Origin of the sequence: Rhodococcus sp. D-46 (assembly GCF_011290655.1) — a bacterium.
Classification (GTDB): Bacteria; Actinomycetota; Actinomycetes; order Mycobacteriales; family Mycobacteriaceae; genus Rhodococcus_F; species Rhodococcus_F qingshengii.
Map to the genome: position 1 here is coordinate 786,631 of NZ_JAANTF010000001.1, position 23,166 is coordinate 809,796.

A 23,166-nucleotide genomic window follows, 5' to 3' on the forward strand; every position below is an offset into this window, starting at 1 on the left:
CTGACGTATGTGTGCTGTACCTGTGTCCGCTGGCCTAGTCCCAACCGAGACCGCCTCGTCGCCATTCGTATGCGTATGCCACCGAGACGTTGACTATGAAAAGGCCCATCGCCGCGAGGCCGAACAAGCCGAGCGAATCGAAATGCACCGCCCACGGGTAGAGGAAAACGATCTCGATGTCGAAGATGATGAACAGCATTGCCGTCAGATAGAACTTGACGGGAAACCGCCCGCTACCGGCGGTACGGGGTGCCGGTTCGATTCCGCATTCGTAGGCTTCGAGTTTCGCCCTGTTGTACCGCTTCGGGCCGACCACGGACGCGAGAACAACCGACACCACAGCGAAGGCCATCGCGATGACCCCGAGGACGAGAATGGGGATGTAAGCGTTCATGTCACCCGAACTCCTCTCCGCTGTGCGGATGTCCGCCCAGCCCGAAGGTGCCGTTCGATTTCGATACTGCCAGCAATTCGATACTTATGTGACCTGCGACACCCACACTAGGGGAGGCCTCCGACATTGGGTTCGTTTTCGGGGTGCCGAGTTTCGCTCTCGAAAGTCCGAAGTAGTCGGCGCCGCAACGAATCACCGCTGCAACGGGTGCTCACCGGCTCAGTTGTCGACGCAGAAGCGCGATGACGGTGGAAGCAAGTTCGATCGGATCTATCGGCTGCGGCACTGAGGCTTCCGCTCTCGACCACGACGCCAGCCACGCATCGTCGGGTCGACCGGTCAGTACGAGGATCGGTGGACAGTCGGCGATCTCGTCCTTGAGTTGTTTCGCGACGCCCATGCCGCCCGCCGGACTCGCCTCGCCGTCGAGAATGGCGAGGTCGATTCCGCCGGCATCGAGCTTGGCTACGACGATCGGTGCCGTCGCGACCTCGATGTAGTCGATGGTGGGCATCGACGGATGTGGGCGCTCTCCGAGAGCGAGCCGAACTTGCTCGCGCGTGTGTGCGTCGTCGCTGTAGACGAGGATGCGCACGGGTGCCATGGAGTTGGGCTCTGCGGTCTCGGCGGACACGCGGCCGACGTTACTCCGGGCGGTCCCCGGCTACCGGCGAATCTTCAACATCGGCAGGGACTTCCGCGAAAACACAGCTCGGCTTCACGGCAAACGGCCCCTACCCGGCGATGAACGCCGGAAGTAAGGGCCGCCTGAATTGCGTGTGCGCTCAGAAGTTTTCGACGAACTTCGTCAGGCCCTTGCTCGCTGTTTCCAGCGCCGTCTTCTGTGCCTTCTTCACCAGGAAGCCCGGCAGCGGGATCTTGGGATCGATGGTCAGTTCGAAGGTGACTTTGGTTCCACCGTCGGTGGGAGTCAAGACGTACGAGCCGTCCTGCTGGTTCTGCTGACCGCTCTCCACGAGGGTCCAGGTCACCTTCTCGTCGCCCTCGAAGGTGTAGTCGACTACCTGCTCGTCGTTGATTCCCAGAATGGACACGGCCATGCGAACGCGATGGGGGCGACCGTCGTCGTGGGTGCTCTCGATGGTGATCTTCTTGTGTGCAGACGACCACTCCGGCAGCCGATCGACGGCTGCTACGGCCTTCATCACCGTTTCCGGATCAGCCTTGATCTCGAATTCCTTGACGCCCGAAACGGCCATGAACGTGCTCCTTCTCGCCTTGCGGCAACGGTTCGTGATTACTGCAGTTGCGCAATTAGATCATTCGGTGATCGGGTTGGCGTCGAGCTAGTCCATGCCGTTCTTGCGCATCTGGTCCCGCAATGCGCCCTGGACGGCTTGTGAAACCCACGAGTTGAGGGAGACTCCGTTCTGATTGGCGGCCTCCTCGGCGCGGGCTTTGATCTGTTCCATCATCCTCAACGTCACCCGGCTGATATCTCCGCTGACGTCGTCGAACGAGTAGGTTGAGTCCTTCTTCTCGTCGTCTGCCTTCTCGTTTGCACCCTCGCCGCCGGTCGAGTTCGGCGGGCGAACAACGTCGACCAGTAATTCGCTTCCGTCGAGATTCACCTTGACCTCTCGGTCGCCCAGCTTCGCCCCGATCTCCTTGGCCAGTTCCGTCGCCGCGGCCAACAAGACCAGGCGGACCGAGGGTTCGATGGCGGCGGACAACGACGCCGCAATCCGGCGCGTGTGATCGTCGCCGAGTTCGGCTGCAGTGGCGAGGTCGTTCTGCAGCTTTGCGGTGTACTCCGAAATGTCCATGACACCACAGTGGCGTCAAAAGTGACGTCAGTCAAGGATGTGATGACGTCACTCGGTATCGAGGGCGGTCGACCGCTATAGAGTTGCCCAGCACCTGAGGCGAACGGCGCCCGGGTTTCGTGCTGGTCGTTTCGTGCTTGTCGAGGAGTGGGTTGTGCCGAACACGGTGTCGCTGAAGGTGCAGTTGGTGGCGAAGTCCGAGTTCTTCCCGCCCGAGGACATTCCGTGGGAGACGGACGCGGATGGTGGCGAAGCGCTGGTCGAGTTCTCCGGTCGAGCCTGCTACCAGAGTTGGTCCAAGCCGAATCCGCGAACCGCAACCAACGCCGGCTATCTGAGGCATCTGCTCGAGGTCGGACACGTTTCGGTGCTCGAGCATGCGACAGTGAGCTTCTACATCACCGGTATCTCGCGCTCGTGCACTCACGAATTGATTCGTCACCGGCACTTCTCGTACTCGCAACTCTCGCAGCGATTCGTCCGTGAGAACGATGCAAACGTCGTCGTGCCTCCTGCTGTCGAAGGTGATCCCGAGCTCGAAGCACTGTTTCTGAATGCCACCGACGAAAGCCGTCGCGCTTACGGGGAACTGCTGACTGCCCTCGAAGGGAAACTGCAATCGGTGCCCGGTGCCCCGATGCGGGGCAAGCAAGCCAGGCAGGCTGCGCGCTCGGTGCTGCCCAACGCCACCGAGACGCGCTTGGTCGTGACCGGGAACTATCGGGCCTGGCGGCACTTCGTCGAGATGCGTGCCACCGAACATGCGGATGTCGAGATCCGGCGAGTCGCGGTCGAGTGCCTGCGTCAGCTTCGTGATGTCGCGCCAAATGTGTTCGGGGACTACGAGATTCTTCGCGGAAGCGACGGATCGGAAATTGCCGTCAGCGCATTTGCGGCCGAGTCGTGACTCGTGTGCAGAAGTAAGAGCTGAACCGGGTAACCTTCTGACCATGACCTACGGTGATTCCGCTTCTCTTGTCGAGCGTCCGTTCGGCACCATTTCCGTTGCGATGGTGACCCCGTTCACTGCCGACGGGAAGTTGGACGTCGACGCGGGAGTGCGCCTCGCAGCCCATCTCGTCGACAACGGCTGTGACGGCCTCGTTCTTGCCGGTACCACCGGTGAATCTCCCACCACCACCGAGTCCGAGAAGCTCGACCTGCTCCGCGCAGTGATCGACGCCGTCGGTAACCGCGCGAAGATCGTTGCAGGCGCCGGCAGCAACGACACCGCTCACAGCGTCGAACTCGCACGTGACGCGGCTCGCGCCGGAGCGCACGGTCTGCTCGTCGTCACCCCGTATTACTCACGTCCGCCCCAGGCCGGACTGTTTGCACACTTCACCGCCGTCGCCAACGCGACCGACCTGCCCGTCATGTTGTACGACATTCCGCCCCGCTCCGTCGTTCCCATCGAGACCGAGACGATCCGCCGACTCGCCGAGCACCCGCGAATCAAGGCCGTCAAGGACGCCAAGGGCGACCTCAACGCCGGCGCAGAGTTGATCGGCACCACCGAGCTTCAGTTCTTCTCCGGCGACGACCCGCTGAATCTGCCGTGGCTCGCTGTCGGCGCCACCGGCTTCGTCAGCGTCATCGGCCATCTTGTTCCGGGTCGTCTCCGTGACCTTCACACCGCGTTCGTGTCCGGCGACATCGCCCGCGCACGCGAGATAAACCTCAGTTTGATCCCTGTGATTCGTTCCGTTGCCCGCCTCGGCGGTGTCAGCGCTTCGAAGGCGGGTCTGCGACTCATCGGAATCGATGTCGGAGAACCACGCCTTCCGCAGGTTGCACCCACTAAAGAGCAGATCGACGGTCTTGCCGCCGATCTGCATGCGGCAGGAGTTTTGTAAATGACCCGTCCCCCCCGACGTCGTAGTGCCAGTCGTCAAGCCGGTCCGCCTTCGCCTCCGGCTCCCGAAACGGCCGCAAAGGCCGCACCGGTAGAGGCACCAGCTGCGCCGGCGGCAGAAGCGGCCCCCGCCGCAGCCGCCCCGCCCAAGAAGGCCGCAGCAACCAAATCTGCAGCAACCAAGTCCACTGCCACCAAATCTGCTGCACCCAAGAAGTCGACCGAAGAGAGGTCGCCGCGCAAATCTTCCGGCGGTAACCGACCGGCAGCATCGAAGTCGGGCAACGGGCGCGGAAACAAGCGCCCCGAGAACCGTCCGGCCGTCGATCCCACGGGTCGCCTCGGAACACCCCCGAAGGCGCCGGCATCGGGTCTGCGCATCGTCGCGCTGGGCGGCATCGGCGAAATCGGTCGCAACATGACGGTGTTCGAGCACCGTGGCAAGTTGCTGATCGTCGACTGCGGTGTGCTGTTCCCCGAGGACCAGCAGCCTGGCGTCGACCTGATCCTCCCGGACTTCCGCTACATCGAAGACCGTATGGACGACGTCGAAGCCGTCATCTTGACTCACGGACACGAGGACCACATCGGTGCTCTGCCGTTCTTGCTGCGTCTGCGCGCGGACATTCCGGTCATCGGCGCGAAGTTCACTCTCGCTCTCGTTGCCGCCAAGTGCCGCGAGCATCGCCTGCGTCCGAACCTGGTCGAGGTCGTCGAGGGAAACACCACCACCCATGGCCCGTTCGACTGCGAGTACTTCGCGGTCAACCACTCGATTCCCGACGCTCTCGCGATCGCGATTCGCACCGACGCCGGCGTCGTACTGCACACCGGTGACATCAAGCTCGATCAGCTGCCTCTCGACGGCCGCCTGACCGACCTCGCCGGATTCTCCCGCCTGGGCGACGAGGGCGTCGACCTGTTCCTCGTCGACTCGACGAACGCCGAAGTTCCGGGATTCGTCACACCCGAGCGCGAAATCGGGGGAGTGCTCGACAACGTCATCGGCAAGGCGAAGCAGCGCGTCATCGTGGCATCTTTCGCCAGCCATGTGCATCGCATCCAGCAGGTCGTCGACGTAGCCGCTCGGTACAACCGCCGCATCGTCTTCGTCGGCCGCTCGATGGTCCGCAACATGCAGATCGCCCAGGATCTGGGCTACCTGACGGTGCCCGACGGCCTCGTCGTAGATATCGACACCGCCGCCACCCTTCCCGACGATCGCCTGGTGCTCATTTCGACGGGTTCGCAGGGTGAGCCGTTGGCAGCGCTCTCGCGGATGGCGCGCGGCGAACACCGTCAGATCAACATCCGCGCCAACGACCTTGTCGTTCTCGCGTCTTCGCTGATCCCGGGCAACGAGAACTCCGTTTTTGCCGTGGTCAACGGTTTGGCCAAGCGCGGTGCCACCGTCGTGACCCAGCAGAGCGCCAAGGTTCACGTCTCGGGCCACGCGTCCGCCGGTGAGTTGCTCTACCTGTACAACGCGGTTCGGCCCACCAATGCCATGCCCGTCCACGGTGAATGGCGGCACCTGCGTGCCAACGCCGCGCTGGCAAAGGCAACCGGCGTGCCGGAAGAGCGCATCGTATTGGCCGAGGACGGCGTCGTGGTCGACATGGTGGACGGCCTCGCCGAGATCGTCGGACGCGTACCGGTCGGACACGTCTACGTCGACGGTCTGTCCGTCGGCGACGTCGGTGAGCCGACGCTGTCCGATCGCCTCGTGCTCGGTGAGGGCGGCTTCATCGCGATCACCATCGTCATCAACGAGTCGACGGGCCGTGCGGTCAGCACCCCCGAGGTGTCCGGTCGCGGCTTCTCCGACGATCCGACAGCGCTCAAGGCTGCCGCGGATCTCGTGGAATCGGACCTGGCCCGGTTGGCGAGCGAAGGCGTCATCGACGCTCATCGCATCGCGCAGTCGGTGCGCCGCGTCGTCGGACGCTGGGTCGCGGACAAGTACCGCCGCCGTCCGATGATCATTCCGACGGTCATCGCGGTTCCGTAGATTCGGCACAGCAGGTCGCTTCCGCTCGAACCCGGTCCGGTTCGAGTACTTTGGCGAAGGTGACCTTCGCTCATGACGAACGACTCGCCCTGGTGGACAGCATGGTCGAATTCGGCCCCGATGCTCCGACACTGTGTGGGGAGTGGACCAATCGTGACCTGGCAGCACATCTGATAGTCCGGGAGCGGCGTCTCGACGCCGCTCCCGGAATCATGTTGAGCCCTCTTGCCGGTCACACCGAGAGCGTGCGTAAGGCCGCAGCGGCGCGTCCGTGGGAGGAGATCCTCGACGACGTTCGGAGTGGGCCGCCTCGGTGGTCGCCGATGTACTGGCTCGACGCGCAGGTGAATACCACGGAAATGTTCGTCCACCACGAAGATGTACGACGCGCACATCTGAACTGGGCGCCGCGTCCGTTGTCGGAGGGTCGGCAGGCTCAGCTGTGGAAGTACGCCCGGCAGATCGGCAAGATGGGTTACCGCAAAGCCGCTGTCGAGGTCATTTTCGAACTTCCGTCCGGCGAGAGTGCGGTCGTCCACAAATCCGGCTCTCGCAGTGTTGTCCTGCAGGGTGAACCCGCCGAGTTGCTGCTGCACGCTTTCGGTCGCAACGAGGTGAAGATCGAAGCCAAAGGTGAACTGGCCGACGTTCAATCCGTGATGGCGCTCGATCGCAGTTTCTGATGGCCCCCTTCTGCCGGAGCCGAGCTCGACAGACGGGTTGTGAAGATCACGTTTCGCACTCGCCACCAGTGTTGCTGGTGTTGCGGATGGTCCAGATGGGGTCGCACAGACTAGCCTGAACTCCATGGCAGGTAAGTCGAGCGCCCGGGGATCCAGTACAAGCACGTCTACGTCCAGGGCATCGACCAGGTCGTCAGCCTCTACTCCGAGCGCGCGCGCAACCGCAAAACCTCGTGCCTCGCGCACCACGCGAACCGTATCGACTCCTCGAAATGTCACGACTTCGGCCAGGGCTGGTGGGCGCCCCGCGTCGGGCAAAGGCTCCAAGCCGGCGCCCAAGAAGGCGTCCGGTACGTCGTCGGCCGCGCGCCGCCCGGTATCGAAAACCTCTCAGCGGGCCAGCCCGTTGGCCGCTGTAGGCAAGGGAATCGGAGCCGGGTGGTCCCTGGCTGCCCGCGGCGTCGGCGCCACCACACGCACCGTCAGTAAGGTCGGCGAGATCGAAGCCGGCCACCGCCGCGACGGAATAGCGCTCGGCCTGATCGCATTCAGCGTCGTCATCGCCGGTGGCGTCTGGTTCAAGGCCGGTGGTCCGATCGGCGGCGGCATCGACACCCTCGTGCGGGCGATCTTCGGCGCGGCCTCGGCCGTGCTCCCCATCGTCGGCGTCGGCCTCGCGATCCTGTTGATGCGCACCGAACCGAAACCTGAGATCCGGCCCCGACTGATCATGGGATCCTTGCTGGTCGGTCTGCCGGCGCTCGGCCTCTGGCACATCATCTCGGGTTCACCGACAGACGCCACCGGTCGCTCCAACGGCGCAGGGTTTGTCGGATACGTCGTGGGCGGCCCGCTCACCAACGGGCTCACCGTCTGGCTGTCTGCGCCGCTGCTGGTCATCGCCGCCGGATTCGGAATCCTCCTTCTGACCGGAACGACTCTGCGTGAGGTGCCGAGCAAGTTCCAGTCCTTCTTCGGCGCCTCGTATCGCTCGGATGAATACGGCGACTACGGATCCGAATTCGACGAGGACGGTGAGCACCACTACGGCGAATCTGCTTACGATCCTTCACTGTTCGACGCCGACGGCTACCCGGTCGACACCTACGCCGAGCCGCCGCTCAAGCCCGCCAAGCGGACCAGCCGACGCGCACCGATCGACAACTACCCGACGGACGAGTTCGAATCCGGAGACAAGAAGACCGAAGTCCTCGGTCTGTGGAACGCCGACGACACCGCAGTACCCGACGAGCCCGTCGCGGCTGCGGCAGCGCCCGTCGTGGAGACGCCGGCACCGCGCCCCAAGGTGCCTGCGCGTTCGGTCCCCATCGCCAAGCCCGTGCCGAAACCCGAACCGGAGCCGGAGGAGAAGGAACACTTCGTCACCGATCGGGTCACCGACGGCGACTACAACCTCCCGCCGACGACGTTGCTGATCGAGGGAGACCCGCCCAAGCTCCGCAGTTCTGCGAACGACGCGATGATCGAGGCGATCAGCGAAGTCCTAGAACAGTTCAAGATCGATGCCGCTGTTACCGGTTTCACCCGCGGACCGACGGTGACGCGCTACGAGGTCGAACTCGGCCCAGGCGTGAAGGTCGAGAAGATCACCGCGCTCGCCCGCAACATCGCGTACGCCGTGGCAACCGACAACGTCCGCCTCCTGGCCCCCATTCCGGGTAAGTCCGCAGTGGGCATCGAGGTACCGAACTCCGACCGCGAAATGGTTCGCCTCGCCGACGTTTTGAACGCGCCGAGCACCCGACGCGATCACCACCCACTGGTGATAGGTCTGGGCAAGGACATCGAAGGTGACTTCGTCAGTGCGAACCTCGCGAAGATGCCCCACCTTCTGGTGGCAGGTTCGACCGGCTCGGGTAAGTCGAGCTTCGTGAACTCGATGCTCGTCTCGTTGCTCACCCGAGCAACGCCGGAAGAAGTACGGATGATCCTCATCGACCCCAAGATGGTCGAGCTCACGCCGTACGAAGGTATCCCGCACCTGATCACGCCGATCATCACTCAGCCGAAGAAGGCAGCGGCAGCGCTGGCCTGGTTGGTCGAGGAGATGGAACAGCGCTACCAGGACATGCAGGCCAACCGGGTGCGTCATATCGACGACTTCAACTCCAAGGTCAAGTCCGGCGAAATCACCGCCCCGCTGGGCAGCGAGCGCGTCTACCGTCCGTACCCCTACATCCTGGCGATCGTGGACGAGCTGGCAGACCTCATGATGACCGCGCCGCGCGACGTCGAAGAAGCAATCGTCCGCATCACGCAGAAAGCCCGTGCTGCCGGTATCCACCTGGTGCTGGCAACGCAGCGCCCGTCCGTCGACGTCGTCACCGGCCTGATCAAGACCAACGTGCCTTCGCGTCTGGCGTTCGCGACGTCTTCACTGACGGACTCGCGAGTCATCCTCGATCAGCCCGGCGCCGAGAAGCTCATCGGTATGGGTGACGGCCTCTTCCTGCCCATGGGCGCGGGTAAGCCGACCCGTATGCAGGGCGCGTTCATCACCGACGAGGAAATCTCGGCGGTTGTCGACTTCGCGAAGAACCAGGCCGAGCCCGAGTACACCGAAGGTGTCACCGCGCAGAAGGCAGGGGAGAAGAAAGACGTCGATCCTGACATCGGGGACGACATGGATGTCCTCCTGCAGGCCGTGGAATTGGTCATCACGAGTCAATTCGGTTCGACGTCGATGTTGCAGCGCAAGCTACGAGTCGGGTTCGCCAAGGCCGGCAGACTGATGGACCTCATGGAAAACCGCGGCGTCGTCGGACCCAGCGAGGGCTCGAAGGCACGCGAGGTGCTCATGAAGCCCGAGGAGCTCGACGGTCTGCTGTGGTCGATACGCGGCGGCGACCCGGATGAGGCACCTGCAGACGAGTAGGGACACCTCGGCGGAGAAGCCGTCGACAGACGACCGGAGGAACCCGTGCATGTGACGCCGTTGGCTTGGGGAATCACGATCGTGGTGATCCTAGGCCTGTTCGTCTTCGACTTCTTCGCCCACGTCCGCACTCCGCATGCGCCGACCTTCCGGGAGTCCGCATTCTGGTCGACGGTCTACATTTCGATCGCCATCGTCTTCGGCCTCGTCGTGATGTGGATCTGGGGCACCACGTACGGCGGTGAGTACTTCGCCGGCTACGTCACGGAGAAGGCGCTCTCGGTCGACAATCTGTTCGTCTTCGTGATCATCATGTCGACGTTCGCCGTCCCGCGAGAGTTCCAGCAGAAAGTCCTGCTGATCGGCATCGTCCTCGCATTGGTGATGCGCGGAATCTTCATCGGAGTCGGTGCGGCCGCCATCAATGCGTACAGCTGGGTGTTCTACCTCTTCGGTGCGTTCCTGATCTACACCGCGTACACCCTGATCCGCGATCACGGGCATGAGAAGGAAGCCGAGGAGAAGCGCGACAGTCGCATCATCTCACTCGTGAAGCGGGTGCTGCCGACAACCGAGGAATACGACGGGGACAAACTGATCACCCGGATCGACGGCAAGCGCGTCGTGACACCGTTGTTGTTGGCGCTCATCGCAATCGGGTTTGCCGACGTGCTCTTCGCGCTCGATTCGATTCCGGCGATCTACGGTCTGACCCAGGAACCGTATCTGGTGTTCACCGCCAACGCCTTCGCGCTGATGGGTCTACGGCAGCTGTACTTCCTGATCGGTGGGTTGCTCGAACGGCTGGTCTATCTCTCGTACGGGCTCTCGATAATCCTGGCGTTCATCGGTGTGAAATTGGTACTTCACGCGTTGCACGAGAACACCCTCTCGTTCGTCAACGGAGGTGAACACGTCTCCGTCCCGGAAATCTCCACGGCACTCTCACTCGGAGTGATCATCGGAGTATTGGCGGTGACGACGGTCGCGAGCCTGTTGAAGACTCGCGACCGGGCGGGGGAGTAAGCCGGGGCCGGGGCTCTCAGGCGCTGAACTGACCCAACACCGGAACCCACTCGGTGATCCGGACCTTCTCGATCAAATCGGCGATCGCGAACGGATCGTGGGTGAAGAGGAGGGAAACGGTGTCGGCGTCTGCGGCGTCGACGATGATCAGCGCGCCGTTTCCATCTGCAAACGGGCCGGATGACAAGACGATCGAGCGGGAAACCAGATCCGCGAGCCACGCGCGGTGATCGCTACGGACTTCGTCGCGCTGAGCGTTCTTCTCGGGCGCGTAGGTGTATTCGACGAGGAACAACGACATCGTGAACCGCTTTCGGGGCTGGTGATCGAGAGGGTGGTGTGTGAAGAGTCTGAACGGTTCAGAGAGTCAGGAGCATGCGAGTATTGCCGAGTGTGTTGGGTTTCACATAGCTCAGATCGAGGAACTCGGCGACGCCGGCGTCGTAGGACCGACACATTTCCGCATAGACCTCGGCGGTGACGGGGGTGCCGTCGATCTCCGCGAATCCGTGACGGTGGAAGAACTCGGTCTCGAACGTCAAAACGAACAACCGTTCCAACTCCAATTCCTTGGCGACCTCGATGAGTTTGTCGACGACGTGGAAACCTGCGCCCTGGCCTTTGGCAGTCGGATCGACTGCGACGGTGCGGATCTCACCCAGGTCCGCCCACAGCACATGCAGTGCGCCGCAAGCGATTACCTGGCCGCCTCGCTCGGCGACCCAGAACTCCTGGACTGCCTCGTACAGCGTCACGAGATTCTTCTCGAGGAGGATCTTGCCGGCGTAGATGTCGATCAGACGCTTGATTTCGGGGATGTCCGACGTTCGCGCGCGACGCACGATCAACTGGCTCTCGGTATAGGTCGGCGCGGTCGAAGTCATGTGGTGCACATTAGTCAATGGCCCTACCGATATTCTAAGTCGCGTGCCTGTCCGCCCCACGCAATTCCCGCGCCGCTCGGCTTTGTCCCGGGTTCGGCTCACCGCCTGTGCGGTGATCCGATGAGTACCCCGCGCGATCAGACCGACGCCCATCGCGCCGCCGTCGGCCCGTCCGACGGCACACCTGTCGCGGACAACCCGGTTCCGTTGCTGAACATCGCGAACATTCTCACGATGGTCCGAATGGTTCTCGTTCCGGTTTTTCTCGTTGTTCTGTTCGTCGACGGCGGACACTCGACGTGGTGGCGTCTCGGGGCAATGGGCGTGTTCATCGTCGCCGCGATCACGGATCGGATCGACGGCCAATTGGCTCGGAAGTACGGTCTGGTCACCGATTTCGGCAAACTCATGGACCCGATCGCGGACAAGGCACTGATCGGCGCCGCGCTGATCGGTCTTTCGGTTCTCGGTGACCTGTCGTGGTGGGTGACCGGAGTGATCATCGCCAGAGAACTCGGAATCACGCTGTTGCGGTTCGCGGTACTGCGGCACGCGGTCATCCCGGCGGGCAAGGGCGGCAAGCTCAAGACCCTCGTGCAGGCCGTCGCGATCGGGTTCTACCTCTGCCCGCTGCCGAGCAGTTGGGACATCGTCAGCGGATTGCTGATGGCTGCTGCCGTCGTGCTGACGGTGGCGACGGGAATCGAATACATCGTGCAGGCGATCAGGCTTCGCGCCGGAGTTCGCGCAGTCGAGTCATGACGGACCCGCTGCTCGCACTCGGAGTGGTCGAACTCGTCGACGCCCTTGGCGCCGCGAGGCATACTGTCGCCGCCGCCGAATCTCTGACGGCTGGCTTGTTCACGGCTGCGGTCGCGTCCGTGCCAGGGTCGAGCGCGGTGCTGCGTGGGGGCCTGGTCGTGTACGCGACCGACTTGAAAGCGACGCTGGCGGGCGTGGATCCTGAGCGTCTGGCAACGGACGGCCCCGTGTCCGAGAGCACCGCCGTGGCATTGGCGCTCGGCGCCCGGACGAGGTGCGGCGCCGACTGGGGTATCGGACTGACCGGAGTCGCCGGTCCGAGTGAGCAGGACGGACACCCGGTCGGAACGGTGTTTCTCGGTATCGCCGGCCCGGACGGAACCGAATGCGTACCGCTCGCGCTCGGCGGCGAACGGTGGGAGATTCGGACAACCGCGGTCGCAACTGCCGTGTCGCGGTTACGTGATCGTGTCGCAGAGCGTGCGGCACGATAGGCTCGGGAACCAATCGGATGTGTTCGGACGTTGACGATTGTGAAGACGTACGACCATGCACGATGAGGTCACGGATGAAGGAGGAGCGAGATGGCGCTGCTATTGCGTGAGGCAATCGGTGACAGTCTCCGGCGTACGCGCGTTTCGCAGAGCCGCACGCTACGTGAGGTGTCGAACAGCGCGCGTGTGAGCTTGGGCTATCTGTCCGAAGTGGAACGTGGACGTAAGGAAGCATCGAGCGAACTGTTGGCGGCGATCTGTGATGCGCTCGCAGTCCCACTGTCCGACGTGCTGGTCGACGTGAGCGAGACCCTGGCCACGAAGAAGAGCGCTCCGGTAGCTGGTCGACAGGTCGCCGAACCCGCCGTGTCGGCTTCCGGTTCGGTCTCGGCTTCCGGTTCGCCGACAATCGCACGCGATACCCGCGTCGTGATTCCGGCACCGAACGCTCGAAGGTTGGCGGCGGCGTAGCCACTACCGGCCGTAACCGATAGATTTTGTACGTAACCGCCGGTTTCCAGCAGGTGGGGTCAGAGCAGATAGGGCGCAGCCCTTGTTTCGGTGCGCGACGGTCGCGCTCCGGGTCGCGTTCGGCGCGGCGCATCAGATGGAGGCAGGATCAAACCAATGGCTAATCCTTTCGTCAAGGGCTGGAAGTACCTGATGGCGCTCTTCAATTCGAAGATCGATGAGAAGGCAGATCCAAAGGTTCAGATTCAGCAGGCGATCGAGGACGCACAGCGCCAGCATCAGGCGTTGTCCCAGCAGGCTGCGTCGGTGATCGGTAATCAGCGTCAACTCGAGATGAAGCTCAGCCGTCAACTCGACGAGGTCGAAAAGCTCAACGCCAACGCGCGCCAGGCCGTCAACCTCGCCGATCAGGCCGCTGCTGCCGGCGACAACGACAAGGCGATCCAGTACACCAACGCTGCCGAAGCTTTTGCGGCCCAGTTGGTGACGGCCGAGCAGGGCGTCGAAGATCTGAAGGCACTGCACGACCAGTCCTTGCAGGCCGCCGCTCAGGCCAAGAAGGCTGTCGAGCAGAACGCGATGACTCTGCAGGCAAAGGTTGCCGAGCGCACCAAGCTGCTCAGCCAGCTGGAGCAGGCCAAGATGCAGGAGCGCGTGAGCGAGTCCCTTCGGTCCATGGACAGCACGCTGTCGGCTCCCGGCAACACCCCCAGCCTCGATGCTGTGCGCGACAAGATCGAGCGGCGTTACGCCGACGCACTCGGCTCTGCCGAGCTCGCCCAGAACTCCGTTCAAGGCCGCATGATGGAGGTCCAGCAGGCCTCGGTCCAGATGGCAGGGCACAGTCGCCTCGAGCAGATTCGTGCCTCCATGAAGGGCGAGGCACTGCCTTCCGGCGGCTCAGCTGCCACTCCTGCGACGCCGTCCGTCGAGAAGCAGCCCCCGGCTGCCGGTCAGACCGGGCAGTAGCCGAATCCTCGATGTCGGCAGTGATGCTCTGATGTTTTCTTCACGAGACGGTCGACCTGGGCGCGAGCCCCGGTCGACCGTTCCCGTTTCCGTATCCGGCGCCTTCGGAGCGTTGGGACGCACCGCGGACACATTGCGCGAGGTCGGACTGTCTGCGGCGGATGCCGCTCGGCGGTGGCAAGACCCGCGCGCCAAATTCGAGCGCAAACGTGCCCGTGCACGTCGACGCGCTCAGCGTTGGGGTTTCATGTCCGGCGGATCAGTGGTCGGCACGGCCGGCCTTGCTGTTGCGTCGGCCCCCGAGTGGTCGGTGGTCGTGGCAGGCGGGGGAGCGGCACTGTTCGCGGTTCCCGCCGTCATCGCGGTCGGCCGTTACCGTTCGATGAGTTCCGGCCCACCGCCGTCGGCGCCGATTCGCCGGCGCTTGCCACCGTCGTCGTCTCGCGCGTTCATCCCGATGTCTCGCCTCATCGGCGCCGAGACTTCGTTGTTCGAGATCTTGAGTGTGCTCAGGCGCGCCGACACCATCGACCCCGGTGAGTTGGACGAAATCACTGTTACCGCCGATTCGGCATTGAGAGCGATGTTCGCGGTGTCTTCGGATGTCGTCGCGATGGAACGCGCCGTGGCCGCTACACCCAAGGTGACCGAACCTCTTGATCCCACCATCGACGGCGCAGTTCGTGAGTTGCAGTCGGGGTTGGATCAGTACGAGGATCTGGTGACCTCCACAGCTGCATTGACAGCGCCTCACAGCCCTTCGGCTCTGGTGGGATTCAACCGAGAACTCTCGGCGCTGCACGCGGCCGCCGAGCGACTCTCGGCGCTTGCCGACGCCATCGGTGAGGTGGACGACATCACCCGCAAGTACAACTGATCGGTCCTCGCGCCTGATCGATGCACCTGTTCGAAATCTCAGTCGTCGGCGCCGCGGGCCGCCAATGCTTCACCCATTGCGTCAGCGGTCATCAGGGTGCCGACGATGACCGGAACTGCGAAGGATCGCAGCGAGAATCCGAGCCCTCGCGCCTTGCGTGCCTCGGACACCTGTGTGATGACCTCGAACATCAGCGGGATGCACCGGATCGTCATTGCGAGGAGCAAAGCGATCCGTTCGGGATTGACGCCGAAGCGTCGCAAGGGTGTCAGGAACCGGGTGATCGCGTCGAGCATCTCGGAGATCCGTGTGGTCAGACCCATGATCGCCGCGAAGGCGATCGAAATGATCAGAACCCCGCACACGACGGCCGCTCGCTGCCATCCCGCGACTATCAGCTGGAACGCCCCGATGAAGAGCAACATCCACAGCGCCGGACGCAGCTGCCGGATCGCAGTCATCGGAGGAATGCGCGCAATCGCGTACAGGGCCACAACGACGATCGTGGGAGCTGCCAGTTGCCACGGCTCGCGCACGAAGATCGAGACGGCGAGGATGGCCACGACCAAGGCGAAGAGCTTGATCCCCGTCGGCATCCGGTGCAGGAGTGAGCGGCCCGGACGGTAGACGCCGAGAGTGGTCACGAGACCAACGACCGGTAGTGATCGATGGAGTCGGCGGGGGAGCCGTCAGCGACGACGCGGCCTTGGTCGACGACCAACACCCGTTCGAAGGACTCGAGGAGATCGAGTTGGTGGGTCACGACGATCAGTTGCTGATCGAGTGACTCGAATACCGAGCTGATCAGCCGAGAGTTGCGAAGGTCGAGGAGCGTGGTGGGTTCGTCGGCGACGAGTACGTTCGGTTCCGTCACCATGATGGCCGCGAGCGCGAGGAGCTGTTTCTGCCCGCCCGAAAGCTGGTGGGTGGGATGGTCGGCGTGCCCGGCGAGGCCGTAGCGTTCGAGCACCGAGGCCACCTTTGCGGCGCGCTCGGCTTTGCCCAATCCGCTACGGCGGAGCGAGAATTCGATGTCCTCGGCAACCGTCGGCATCACGATCTGGTGGTTGGGATCGGTGAAGACGAATCCGACCTGCTTGCGTACGTCGCGGCCCTTCTTCGCCGTGTCCAAGCCGTTGACGTGGACGTGTCCTTCCGTTGGAACGACCAGTCCGTTGATCATGCGAGCGAGCGTCGACTTGCCGCTTCCGTTCGCACCCACGATTCCGATTCGCTGCTCGCTCAGTCGCAGATCTATCTGCTGCAGGACCGTTCGTTCACCGAAGCTGTGTCCGACGTTCTCGAAGACGATCTCACTCATCGGAGATTAATTCGCCACCACGGTCTTGTTCGACGAGATCACCGAGTCGCGCAGTAGTGCCGGGTATGCCCGGTGTACCTGGGACGCGACCAACGCGGTGACGACTGCTTTTGCGGCGTCGAGCGGGATGAAGGCGGCGTTGGCCGACCATGCGGCAACGAAGCTCATGTGTCCGCGGACCATCATTCCAACGATGCCGAACGCGTAGAGAACGACGACGCCGCCGAGAAGGTTGATGCCGATGCCCGCGATGATCCGGTACTTGGGCAGCATCTTGGCGGTCAGCCATCCGATGACAAATGCCGTCGGGATCCAACCGATGAGGAATCCGGCTGTCGGGCTCGATAGAGACACGAGTGCGGTGCGACCGCCGGCAAGGACCGGTAGACCGACCAATCCCAGAGCAATGACCGTCAGGACGGCGAGAACACCCTTGCGCGGTCCGAGTAGAGCGCCGGCCATCATGACGCCCATGGACTGAAGGGTGATCGGCACGCCGGAAATGCCGATGTTGATCGACCCGGGTAGGCCCAGCGCGATGATGAGTGCGGCGAAGACGGCTACATGCGCGAGATCGCGAGCGGGGAAACGGGTCGTAGACACTGCGGACGTGCTCCTTCGGCATACGGGATCGAACTTCGCGAGTTTACGCCAGGAGCAAGCTCCCATGGGTTGGACACCTGACCTGCGTGAGGGCCGGTCTCGGGGTGAACCCTGATCTTTACCTGAACTTGCCGCTGAGCTGCTGCTTTGTCACGCCAGACCTGTCAGGCTGGTTCTACGGACGACGCAGCACCTGTCCGATTCGACTGATTATTCAACGGCACGTTGGAGGTAAGCATGTTTTGGAAGATCGTTTTGGCCGTCGTACTGGTGTGGGTCGCACTCGCGGTGGTCGGTGCGCTGATCAAGGGGCTTTTCTGGGTTCTGGTGGTCGGCGCTGTCGGCTTCGGAATCTACTTCCTGGTGAAGGCGATGTCGGGAAGTGACGACAATTCGCCCGCTTCGCGGTTCTGACGGGCAAGATCTGCCCTATGGAAAACTTCCCCGAGGACTGGCAGCGCGCGATTGTCATCGTGGCGCATCCCGATGACATCGAATACGGCGCAGCAGCAGCAGTGGCGCAGTGGACCGATCGCGGCAAAGACGTGCGATATGTCCTGGCCACGCGCGGCGAGGCCGGAATCGCCGGTCTGTCGCCCGAAGAGTCCGGCCCGATCCGCGAGGAAGAAGAGCGTCGCTCGGCCGCGATCGTCGGTGTCGGTGAGGTGGAGTTCCTCGGCCTGCCCGACGGTCGTCTCGCGGAAGGCTTGGAGTTGCGCTCGACTCTCGCCGCAGCAATTCGCCGCCACCGTCCGGAATTGGTGGTGACGATGAACTTCTCCCACACCTGGGGCCCCGGCTATCTGAACAGCGCAGATCACCGTGCACTCGGGATCAGCGTTCTCGACGCAACTGCCGACGCAGCAAACGAATGGATCTTTCCCTCGTTGACGGCGCAGGGACTGGCGCCGTGGCCCGGTGTTCGGTGGGTTGCGGTCAATACGATGACTCCCACACACTGCGTCGACGTGACGTCGACGGTCGATCGCGCCGTGGATTCGCTCGCGGAACATGCGCGATATCTGGCGGCGCTGAGTTCCACGCCGATCCGGGAACAGGCGCGCGCACAGATCGACATGGTCAGCGGACCGAAGCCTGGTTTCGACGCCGAGCGAGCAGTTGGTTTCGAGTTGTACTATTTCTGATGATCTCTGAGCGAGAGAAATCGCAAGTCCCGACGGGATTACCGGTGACTTGTCCGGTATTGTGTTACACACGATGGTAATCCGTAACGCAGATGACTCATTTGCCCCTCGCAAGGCAGATGGTCAGCGCATCCCCAGCCGCGAGATCGACGACGTGATTCTCGACGCAGCAAGGTCGTGTGTCCTCGATTTCGGAATGCAGCGAACCACACTTGCCGAGATCTCGCGTCGCGCCGGCGTGAGCCGACCGACGGTCTACCGGCGATGGCCGGACACGCGAGCTGTCGTCGCGGACCTGCTCACCCGGGAGATCCGATCGGTGCTGCCCGAGGTGACCTTCAACGGGTCTGCCGGCACGTTGCTCGTGGAGGCGATCGGTGACGTCGTCGGCCAGATTCGCGACCATCCGCTCTTCGTGAAAATTCGGCAAGCCGATCAAGAATTGCTGACGACCTACATCGTGGACCGGCTCGGCGCGAGCCAGAAGTCGATTCTCGAGCTGATCACATCCGTTGTCGCGGCCGGCCAACAGGATGGTTCGATTCGCGAGGGAAGCGTCAACGAGATCGCGGCGATGGTTCTATTGATGGCTCAGTCCGTCGTCATTTCTGCCCCGACTCTCGAGCCGGAGCTTTCCTCCGATGCGTCGGTCGAGCAACTTCGATATGCGGTCGCTGCTTATCTGGCACCCGTCAAGAATTCGGGAGAATAGCTGTGAGCCCCCTAGATTCAGCAGGCAGCGATTCAGCGCTCAACGCACAACGGCGTACTCGTGAACTCGAGCAGTTGGCGAACGGCGATTCGGTCGACGTCCTGGTGATCGGCGGCGGAATCACCGGTGTCGGTGTCGCTCTCGACGCCGTGACTCGTGGGCTCAGTGTTGCGCTGGTCGAAAAGCACGACCTCGCGTTCGGCACCAGCCGCTGGAGTTCGAAACTCGCACACGGCGGCCTTCGGTACCTGGCTTCCGGCAATGTCGGTATAGCGCGTGAAAGTGCGGTCGAGCGCGGCATTCTCATGACGCGCACCGCGCCGCACCTCGTTCGCGCCATGCCCCAACTCGTACCGCTGTTGCCCGAAACGTCGTTCTTTGGGAAGGCCCTGGTGCGTACCGGTTTCCTGGCTGGTGACGCTCTGCGCATGTCGGCGCGAACCCCGGCTTCGGTGCTGCCCAGATCGCGGACGGTCAGCGCTGCTCGAGCGCGCGAATTGGCTCCCGCGGTCAAGCGGGAAAACCTACGAGGCGCCTTGACCGCGTTCGACGGGCAGCTCATCGACGACGCCCGCCTCGTCGTCGGTATCGCCAGAACCGCAGCGTCGCACGGCGCGCGAATCCTGACCCGCGTCGGTGCATACGACGTATCCGGAACGTCGGCCACCTTGCGTGACGAGTTGACCGGGTCCGAGTTCTTGATGCGTGCCCGCGTCGTGGTCAATGCGACCGGTGTCTGGGCTGATCAGGTCGACTCCAGCATCACCCTGCGCCCCAGCCGCGGGACGCACCTGGTGCTCGATGCAGCGCGATTGGGGAACCCCACGGCAGCACTGACCGTGCCGATTCCCGGCGAGACCAACCGTTTCGTCTTCGCCCTGCCCGCCCAGCTCGGCCGGATCTACCTCGGGTTGACCGACGAAGCAGCGCCGGGACCGGTGCCTGACGTACCGACGGCGTCCGAGGACGAGATCGGCTTCCTGCTCGACACCGTGAACACGGCGTTGGAAGTTCCGCTGACCCGTGGGGACGTCTTGGGGACCTTCGCGGGTCTGCGTCCGCTGCTGGACACCGGTGAAGGCTCGACGGCCGACCTCTCGCGCAATCACGCTGTAGTCCGTTCGGACTCGGGCTTGGTCACGGTGGTAGGCGGAAAACTCACGACGTACCGCAAGATGGCCGAAGACGCCGTCGACGCTGCGGTCGAGGTCGGGTCGCTGAGCGCCGGGGCGTGTCGGACACGTGCGTTGCCGCTGGTAGGCGCTGCATCACCGGCGGAATTGAAGAAGATCAAGGCACCCGCGTCATTGGTGGCGCGATACGGCACCGAGGCCGAGGTCGTTGCCGCGGCGAGCGGCGATCGTCTCCGGTCGGTTGCGGACTTGGAGATCTGCGGTGCCGAGTTCGATTTCGCGGTGTCGCATGAAGGCGCCCTCGACGTCGACGACGTCCTCGATCGCAGGACGAGAATCGGATTGGTGGCTTCGGATCGCGAACGCGCACTGGGTGCGGCGGAACAGGCCTTTCACTCGGTGTGACACTCTGATCCGGTGCGTGTAGCCGTTGTTGCCGGGCCGGACCCGGGTCATGCTTTTCCCGCAATAGCGTTGTCGCTGGCGTTGATCCAGGCCGGCGACGAACCGATCCTGTACACGGGGACCCGGTGGGTCGAGGCAGCGCGAGCAGCCGGCGTGGAAGCCGAGCCGCTCAAGGGCTTGGCCCCGCGGCCGGGAGACGACGATCTTGATGCAGGCGCTCGGATTCATTCGCGCGCCGCCTATATTTCCACCGAACTGCTTCCCGACCTGAAGTCCGTCTCCCCGGATCTCGTCGTTTCCGACATCCTCACTGCCGGAGGCGGATTGGCCGCCGAAAGACTTGGCATCCCCTGGGTGGAACTCTCGCCTCACCCGCTGTACTCACCTTCACGGGGGTTGCCGCCGATCGGCAGTGGGCTCGCTCCCGGCGTCGGAATTCGTGGTCGACTCCGCGATACCCTGATGCGCGCAGCGACGGGACGTTCGATCAAGCAAGGGTTGGCTCAGCGATCCCAGGCCCGTGTCGGTGTCGGACTGCCCGCTCTGGATCCCGGTCCGCAAGCGCGGCTGATCGCAACACTTCCGGCACTCGAAGTGCCTCGCCCCGACTGGCCGGAGCGCGCTCACGTCGTCGGACCGCTTCTGTGGGAGCCGACCGAGGTGATTCTGGATCCACCGCCAGGTGACGAACCGCTGGTTATGGTGGCGCCCTCCACGGCGCACACCGGCGCAGTGGGAATGTTCGAGGGCACGGTCGAAGGACTCGGCGGAGCCGGTGTGCGGCTGATCGCGTCGATGCTCGACGGGGCTGAAGGTGAGCATCCTGATTGGGTTCGTGCAGGTCTCGGACGCCAGGACGCGATGCTGCGTGACGCGTCGGTGTTGGTATGTGGCGGCGGGCACGGCATGTTGGCGAAGGCCCTGCTGGCCGGCGTGCCGACGGTCGTCGTTCCCGGGGGCGGGGACCAGTGGGAGTTGGCCAATCGCGCTGCGCGGGCAGGGACGTCGGTGATCGTGCGGCCCGCAGATGCTCAGTCGATTCGCGATGCCGTACTGCAGGTGCTCTCCGACAAACGATTCGCGGAAGCTGCGAGAGCGGCTGCCGCGACTGCGTCGCAGGTCACCGATCCGGTGGCGGTGTGCCGACAGGTGGTCAACGGTGGTGTGACGGCGTGAGCACGTTGCGCCTGAATGCAGGTGCACCGCTCTGTGGACTACGGTGGCGGCTGTGCGGTTGACCGAATTTCATGAAATGGTGCGCGAAGAGTTCGGGCAGGTACGAGGCGACTCGATGCTGATCGACCATGTACTCCAGAGTCTCGACGGAATGACTGCCGCGGAGGCCGTCGAAGCAGGCTGGGAGCCTCGCGAGGTGTGGCGTGCGCTCTGTGTGGAGTTCGACGTACCACCCGCCCGCCGCTGATTCTTCGGCGTGTCGAACGTCTCCCATCTTCTGTTCGAACACGTGTTCGTCTATGCTGAAGCTGTTCGGTGGTGACGCTCCTTTCGTAACTGCGAACTTTCGGTTATCGACAAAGCACAGTGATCGACAAGCGCTAAAGCAAGATCGAAAAGTCTGTCGGTGGCCGGATCTACTCTGATCGCAACACACCAACAGGGTCGGCTCAGGCAGGCGCTGAAGAGACGGAGTCTGCTCAGGCAGGCACTGAAGACTGAAACAAGGATGGGGATCACGATGGCACCACAGGCACCTGATCGGGACAAGGCACTCGACCTCGCGTTGGCGCAGATCGACAAGAACTTCGGCAAGGGTTCGGTGATGCGCCTGGGTGAGGGTGTCCGCCAGCCCATCGCCGTCATTCCCACCGGTTCCATCGCGCTCGACGTCGCGCTGGGTATCGGCGGACTGCCGCGTGGCCGCGTCATCGAGATCTACGGCCCGGAGTCCTCGGGTAAGACCACCGTGGCACTGCACGCAGTTGCCAATGCTCAGGCCAACGGCGGCATCGCGGCGTTCATCGACGCGGAGCACGCACTCGATCCCGACTATGCAGCCAAGCTGGGCGTCGATACCGATGCACTCCTGGTCTCGCAGCCCGATACGGGTGAGCAGGCCCTCGAAATCACCGACATGCTGATCCGTTCAGGCGCCCTCGACATCGTCGTGATCGACTCCGTGGCCGCTCTTGTTCCTCGCGCCGAGATCGAAGGCGAGATGGGTGACAGCCACGTCGGTTTGCAGGCTCGACTGATGAGCCAGGCGCTGCGCAAGATCACCGGTGCCATGAACAACTCGGGCACCACCGTCATCTTCATCAACCAGCTTCGCGAGAAGATCGGTGTGATGTTCGGTTCTCCCGAAACCACCACCGGTGGTAAGGCACTGAAGTTCTACGCTTCGGTCCGCCTCGACATCCGTCGTATCGAAACTCTCAAGGACGGTACCGACGCAGTGGGTAACCGCACTCGCGTCAAGGTCGTCAAGAACAAGGTCGCGCCGCCGTTCAAGCAGGCCGAGTTCGACATTCTCTACGGCCAGGGCATCAGCAAGGAAGGCTCGCTCATCGACATGGGTGTCGAGCACGGGTTCATCCGCAAGTCCGGCTCCTGGTACACCTACGAAGGTGACCAGTTGGGTCAGGGCAAGGAAAATGCTCGTAAGTTCTTGCTGGAGAACACCGATATCCGCGACGAGATCGAGAAGAAGATCAAGGAAAAGCTCGGTATCGGTGCTGACGTCACTGCAACCGACGAAGCTCCCGCCGACTTCTGAGTTC

At 63.2% G+C, this 23,166-nt stretch carries 27 protein-coding genes; 18 read left to right on the forward strand and 9 right to left on the reverse strand.

Features of this window, described 5'->3' with window-relative positions; all coding sequences use genetic code 11:
• Positions 1 to 34 precede the first annotated feature (34 nt).
• The 4 genes from G9U53_RS03750 to G9U53_RS03765 all read right to left on the reverse strand — a co-directional run bounded on the left by G9U53_RS03750 (position 35) and on the right by G9U53_RS03765 (position 2,181).
• Positions 35 to 394, reverse strand: a complete 360-nt coding sequence (locus tag G9U53_RS03750; protein ID WP_064688795.1) for an NADH-quinone oxidoreductase subunit A — start codon at positions 392 to 394, stop codon at positions 35 to 37.
• Between the two features lie 211 nt (positions 395 to 605).
• On the reverse strand, positions 606 to 998 hold the full coding sequence (locus G9U53_RS03755; protein WP_042450864.1) for a response regulator transcription factor: 393 nt from the start codon (positions 996 to 998) through the stop codon (positions 606 to 608).
• 181 nt (positions 999 to 1,179) lie between these two features.
• Positions 1,180 to 1,614 (reverse strand): SRPBCC family protein, encoded by a 435-nt coding sequence (locus G9U53_RS03760; RefSeq protein ID WP_003942203.1) that lies wholly within the window; start codon positions 1,612 to 1,614, stop codon positions 1,180 to 1,182.
• 87 nt (positions 1,615 to 1,701) lie between these two features.
• A complete protein-coding gene (locus G9U53_RS03765) occupies positions 1,702 to 2,181 on the reverse strand; it encodes a toxin-antitoxin system HicB family antitoxin (RefSeq protein ID WP_003942206.1) in 480 nt (159 codons plus the stop codon).
• Between the two features lie 154 nt (positions 2,182 to 2,335).
• Between G9U53_RS03765 and thyX the strand changes: the two genes are divergently transcribed.
• The 6 genes from thyX (at position 2,336) to G9U53_RS03795 (ending at position 10,652) form a co-directional block, all read left to right on the forward strand.
• Complete coding sequence (thyX, locus tag G9U53_RS03770; RefSeq protein ID WP_003942250.1) at positions 2,336 to 3,088, forward strand: FAD-dependent thymidylate synthase; 753 nt, start codon at positions 2,336 to 2,338, stop codon at positions 3,086 to 3,088.
• Positions 3,089 to 3,131: 43 nt separating this feature from the next.
• Complete coding sequence (dapA, locus tag G9U53_RS03775) at positions 3,132 to 4,037, forward strand: 4-hydroxy-tetrahydrodipicolinate synthase (RefSeq protein WP_003942142.1); 906 nt, start codon at positions 3,132 to 3,134, stop codon at positions 4,035 to 4,037.
• Complete coding sequence (locus G9U53_RS03780; protein WP_054188536.1) at positions 4,038 to 6,047, forward strand: ribonuclease J; 2,010 nt, start codon at positions 4,038 to 4,040, stop codon at positions 6,045 to 6,047.
• A 59-nt stretch (positions 6,048 to 6,106) separates the two neighbouring features.
• A complete protein-coding gene (locus tag G9U53_RS03785) occupies positions 6,107 to 6,730 on the forward strand; it encodes a TIGR03085 family metal-binding protein (protein WP_003942175.1) in 624 nt (207 codons plus the stop codon).
• A gap of 124 nt (positions 6,731 to 6,854) precedes the next feature.
• Complete coding sequence (locus G9U53_RS03790; RefSeq protein WP_030535561.1) at positions 6,855 to 9,626, forward strand: DNA translocase FtsK; 2,772 nt, start codon at positions 6,855 to 6,857, stop codon at positions 9,624 to 9,626.
• 45 nt (positions 9,627 to 9,671) lie between these two features.
• Positions 9,672 to 10,652 (forward strand): TerC family protein, encoded by a 981-nt coding sequence (locus G9U53_RS03795; protein ID WP_019748181.1) that lies wholly within the window; start codon positions 9,672 to 9,674, stop codon positions 10,650 to 10,652.
• 16 nt (positions 10,653 to 10,668) lie between these two features.
• On the opposite strand, the gene G9U53_RS03800 is transcribed toward G9U53_RS03795, so the two are convergent.
• Complete coding sequence (locus tag G9U53_RS03800) at positions 10,669 to 10,953, reverse strand: YciI family protein (protein ID WP_003942124.1); 285 nt, start codon at positions 10,951 to 10,953, stop codon at positions 10,669 to 10,671.
• 58 nt (positions 10,954 to 11,011) lie between these two features.
• Complete coding sequence (locus tag G9U53_RS03805) at positions 11,012 to 11,536, reverse strand: amino-acid N-acetyltransferase (RefSeq protein WP_007735157.1); 525 nt, start codon at positions 11,534 to 11,536, stop codon at positions 11,012 to 11,014.
• Between the two features lie 120 nt (positions 11,537 to 11,656).
• Between G9U53_RS03805 and pgsA the strand changes: the two genes are divergently transcribed.
• The 5 genes from pgsA (at position 11,657) to G9U53_RS03830 (ending at position 15,109) form a co-directional block, all read left to right on the forward strand.
• Positions 11,657 to 12,298, forward strand: coding sequence for a CDP-diacylglycerol--glycerol-3-phosphate 3-phosphatidyltransferase (gene pgsA / locus G9U53_RS03810; RefSeq protein WP_003942125.1), 642 nt, complete (start codon positions 11,657 to 11,659; stop codon positions 12,296 to 12,298).
• Entirely contained in the window at positions 12,295 to 12,792 is a 498-nt protein-coding gene (locus tag G9U53_RS03815) for a CinA family protein (protein WP_030535560.1), read from the forward strand. Before pgsA ends, G9U53_RS03815 begins: the two co-directional genes overlap by 4 nt.
• Positions 12,793 to 12,882: 90 nt before the next feature.
• Positions 12,883 to 13,263 (forward strand): helix-turn-helix transcriptional regulator, encoded by a 381-nt coding sequence (locus G9U53_RS03820; protein ID WP_003942191.1) that lies wholly within the window; start codon positions 12,883 to 12,885, stop codon positions 13,261 to 13,263.
• A gap of 156 nt (positions 13,264 to 13,419) precedes the next feature.
• Positions 13,420 to 14,232 (forward strand): phage shock protein PspA, encoded by an 813-nt coding sequence (pspA, locus tag G9U53_RS03825; RefSeq protein ID WP_054188533.1) that lies wholly within the window; start codon positions 13,420 to 13,422, stop codon positions 14,230 to 14,232.
• A 31-nt stretch (positions 14,233 to 14,263) separates the two neighbouring features.
• Positions 14,264 to 15,109, forward strand: a complete 846-nt coding sequence (locus tag G9U53_RS03830) for a hypothetical protein (protein ID WP_234551380.1) — start codon at positions 14,264 to 14,266, stop codon at positions 15,107 to 15,109.
• Between the two features lie 38 nt (positions 15,110 to 15,147).
• Here the strand turns inward: G9U53_RS03830 and G9U53_RS03835 are convergent, their stop codons facing one another.
• The 3 genes from G9U53_RS03835 to G9U53_RS03845 are packed head-to-tail and all read right to left on the reverse strand — an operon-like array spanning position 15,148 to position 17,033.
• Positions 15,148 to 15,753: an energy-coupling factor transporter transmembrane protein EcfT gene (locus tag G9U53_RS03835; protein WP_042450682.1), complete on the reverse strand. Its 606-nt coding sequence runs from the start codon at positions 15,751 to 15,753 to the stop codon at positions 15,148 to 15,150.
• Entirely contained in the window at positions 15,750 to 16,430 is a 681-nt protein-coding gene (locus G9U53_RS03840) for an ABC transporter ATP-binding protein (protein ID WP_007735161.1), read from the reverse strand. Before G9U53_RS03840 ends, G9U53_RS03835 begins: the two co-directional genes overlap by 4 nt.
• 6 nt (positions 16,431 to 16,436) lie before the next feature.
• Entirely contained in the window at positions 16,437 to 17,033 is a 597-nt protein-coding gene (locus G9U53_RS03845) for a biotin transporter BioY (RefSeq protein ID WP_007735162.1), read from the reverse strand.
• A 237-nt stretch (positions 17,034 to 17,270) separates the two neighbouring features.
• Between G9U53_RS03845 and G9U53_RS03850 the strand changes: the two genes are divergently transcribed.
• The 7 genes from G9U53_RS03850 (at position 17,271) to recA (ending at position 23,162) form a co-directional block, all read left to right on the forward strand.
• Positions 17,271 to 17,447 carry a hypothetical protein gene (locus tag G9U53_RS03850; RefSeq protein ID WP_003942133.1) on the forward strand — a complete coding sequence of 59 codons (177 nt, stop codon included), beginning with the start codon at positions 17,271 to 17,273 and terminating at the stop codon, positions 17,445 to 17,447.
• Positions 17,448 to 17,464: 17 nt separating this feature from the next.
• Complete coding sequence (locus G9U53_RS03855; RefSeq protein ID WP_050655791.1) at positions 17,465 to 18,178, forward strand: PIG-L deacetylase family protein; 714 nt, start codon at positions 17,465 to 17,467, stop codon at positions 18,176 to 18,178.
• Between the two features lie 73 nt (positions 18,179 to 18,251).
• Complete coding sequence (locus G9U53_RS03860) at positions 18,252 to 18,890, forward strand: TetR/AcrR family transcriptional regulator (protein WP_050655792.1); 639 nt, start codon at positions 18,252 to 18,254, stop codon at positions 18,888 to 18,890.
• Between the two features lie 2 nt (positions 18,891 to 18,892).
• Complete coding sequence (locus G9U53_RS03865; RefSeq protein ID WP_058226267.1) at positions 18,893 to 20,428, forward strand: glycerol-3-phosphate dehydrogenase/oxidase; 1,536 nt, start codon at positions 18,893 to 18,895, stop codon at positions 20,426 to 20,428.
• Between the two features lie 12 nt (positions 20,429 to 20,440).
• A complete protein-coding gene (locus G9U53_RS03870; RefSeq protein ID WP_042450679.1) occupies positions 20,441 to 21,604 on the forward strand; it encodes a nucleotide disphospho-sugar-binding domain-containing protein in 1,164 nt (387 codons plus the stop codon).
• 52 nt (positions 21,605 to 21,656) lie between these two features.
• Positions 21,657 to 21,851, forward strand: coding sequence for a DUF3046 domain-containing protein (locus G9U53_RS03875; RefSeq protein ID WP_003942185.1), 195 nt, complete (start codon positions 21,657 to 21,659; stop codon positions 21,849 to 21,851).
• Between the two features lie 273 nt (positions 21,852 to 22,124).
• Positions 22,125 to 23,162 carry a recombinase RecA gene (gene recA / locus G9U53_RS03880; RefSeq protein ID WP_007735170.1) on the forward strand — a complete coding sequence of 346 codons (1,038 nt, stop codon included), beginning with the start codon at positions 22,125 to 22,127 and terminating at the stop codon, positions 23,160 to 23,162.
• The last annotated feature ends 4 nt before the right edge of the window (positions 23,163 to 23,166 follow it).

Excerpts from the sequence above, each read along its gene's own strand:
- dapA (WP_003942142.1), top strand. The coding sequence starts at position 3,132 with ATGACCTACGGTGATTCCGCTTCTCTTGTCGAGCGTCCGTTCGGCACC.
- pgsA (WP_003942125.1), top strand. The coding sequence starts at position 11,657 with ATGAGTACCCCGCGCGATCAGACCGACGCCCATCGCGCCGCCGTCGGC.
- pspA (WP_054188533.1), top strand. The coding sequence starts at position 13,420 with ATGGCTAATCCTTTCGTCAAGGGCTGGAAGTACCTGATGGCGCTCTTC.
- G9U53_RS03755 (WP_042450864.1), bottom strand. The coding sequence starts at position 998 with ATGGCACCCGTGCGCATCCTCGTCTACAGCGACGACGCACACACGCGC.
- G9U53_RS03790 (WP_030535561.1), top strand. The coding sequence starts at position 6,855 with ATGGCAGGTAAGTCGAGCGCCCGGGGATCCAGTACAAGCACGTCTACG.
- G9U53_RS03800 (WP_003942124.1), bottom strand. The coding sequence starts at position 10,953 with ATGTCGTTGTTCCTCGTCGAATACACCTACGCGCCCGAGAAGAACGCT.
- G9U53_RS03830 (WP_234551380.1), top strand. The coding sequence starts at position 14,264 with ATGTTTTCTTCACGAGACGGTCGACCTGGGCGCGAGCCCCGGTCGACC.
- recA (WP_007735170.1), top strand. The coding sequence starts at position 22,125 with ATGGCACCACAGGCACCTGATCGGGACAAGGCACTCGACCTCGCGTTG.
- G9U53_RS03850 (WP_003942133.1), top strand. The coding sequence starts at position 17,271 with ATGTTTTGGAAGATCGTTTTGGCCGTCGTACTGGTGTGGGTCGCACTC.
- G9U53_RS03840 (WP_007735161.1), bottom strand. The coding sequence starts at position 16,430 with ATGAGTGAGATCGTCTTCGAGAACGTCGGACACAGCTTCGGTGAACGA.
- G9U53_RS03780 (WP_054188536.1), top strand. The coding sequence starts at position 4,038 with ATGACCCGTCCCCCCCGACGTCGTAGTGCCAGTCGTCAAGCCGGTCCG.
- G9U53_RS03815 (WP_030535560.1), top strand. The coding sequence starts at position 12,295 with ATGACGGACCCGCTGCTCGCACTCGGAGTGGTCGAACTCGTCGACGCC.
- G9U53_RS03855 (WP_050655791.1), top strand. The coding sequence starts at position 17,465 with ATGGAAAACTTCCCCGAGGACTGGCAGCGCGCGATTGTCATCGTGGCG.
- G9U53_RS03750 (WP_064688795.1), bottom strand. The coding sequence starts at position 394 with ATGAACGCTTACATCCCCATTCTCGTCCTCGGGGTCATCGCGATGGCC.
- G9U53_RS03820 (WP_003942191.1), top strand. The coding sequence starts at position 12,883 with ATGGCGCTGCTATTGCGTGAGGCAATCGGTGACAGTCTCCGGCGTACG.
- G9U53_RS03860 (WP_050655792.1), top strand. The coding sequence starts at position 18,252 with ATGGTAATCCGTAACGCAGATGACTCATTTGCCCCTCGCAAGGCAGAT.
- G9U53_RS03760 (WP_003942203.1), bottom strand. The coding sequence starts at position 1,614 with ATGGCCGTTTCGGGCGTCAAGGAATTCGAGATCAAGGCTGATCCGGAA.
- G9U53_RS03765 (WP_003942206.1), bottom strand. The coding sequence starts at position 2,181 with ATGGACATTTCGGAGTACACCGCAAAGCTGCAGAACGACCTCGCCACT.
- G9U53_RS03805 (WP_007735157.1), bottom strand. The coding sequence starts at position 11,536 with ATGACTTCGACCGCGCCGACCTATACCGAGAGCCAGTTGATCGTGCGT.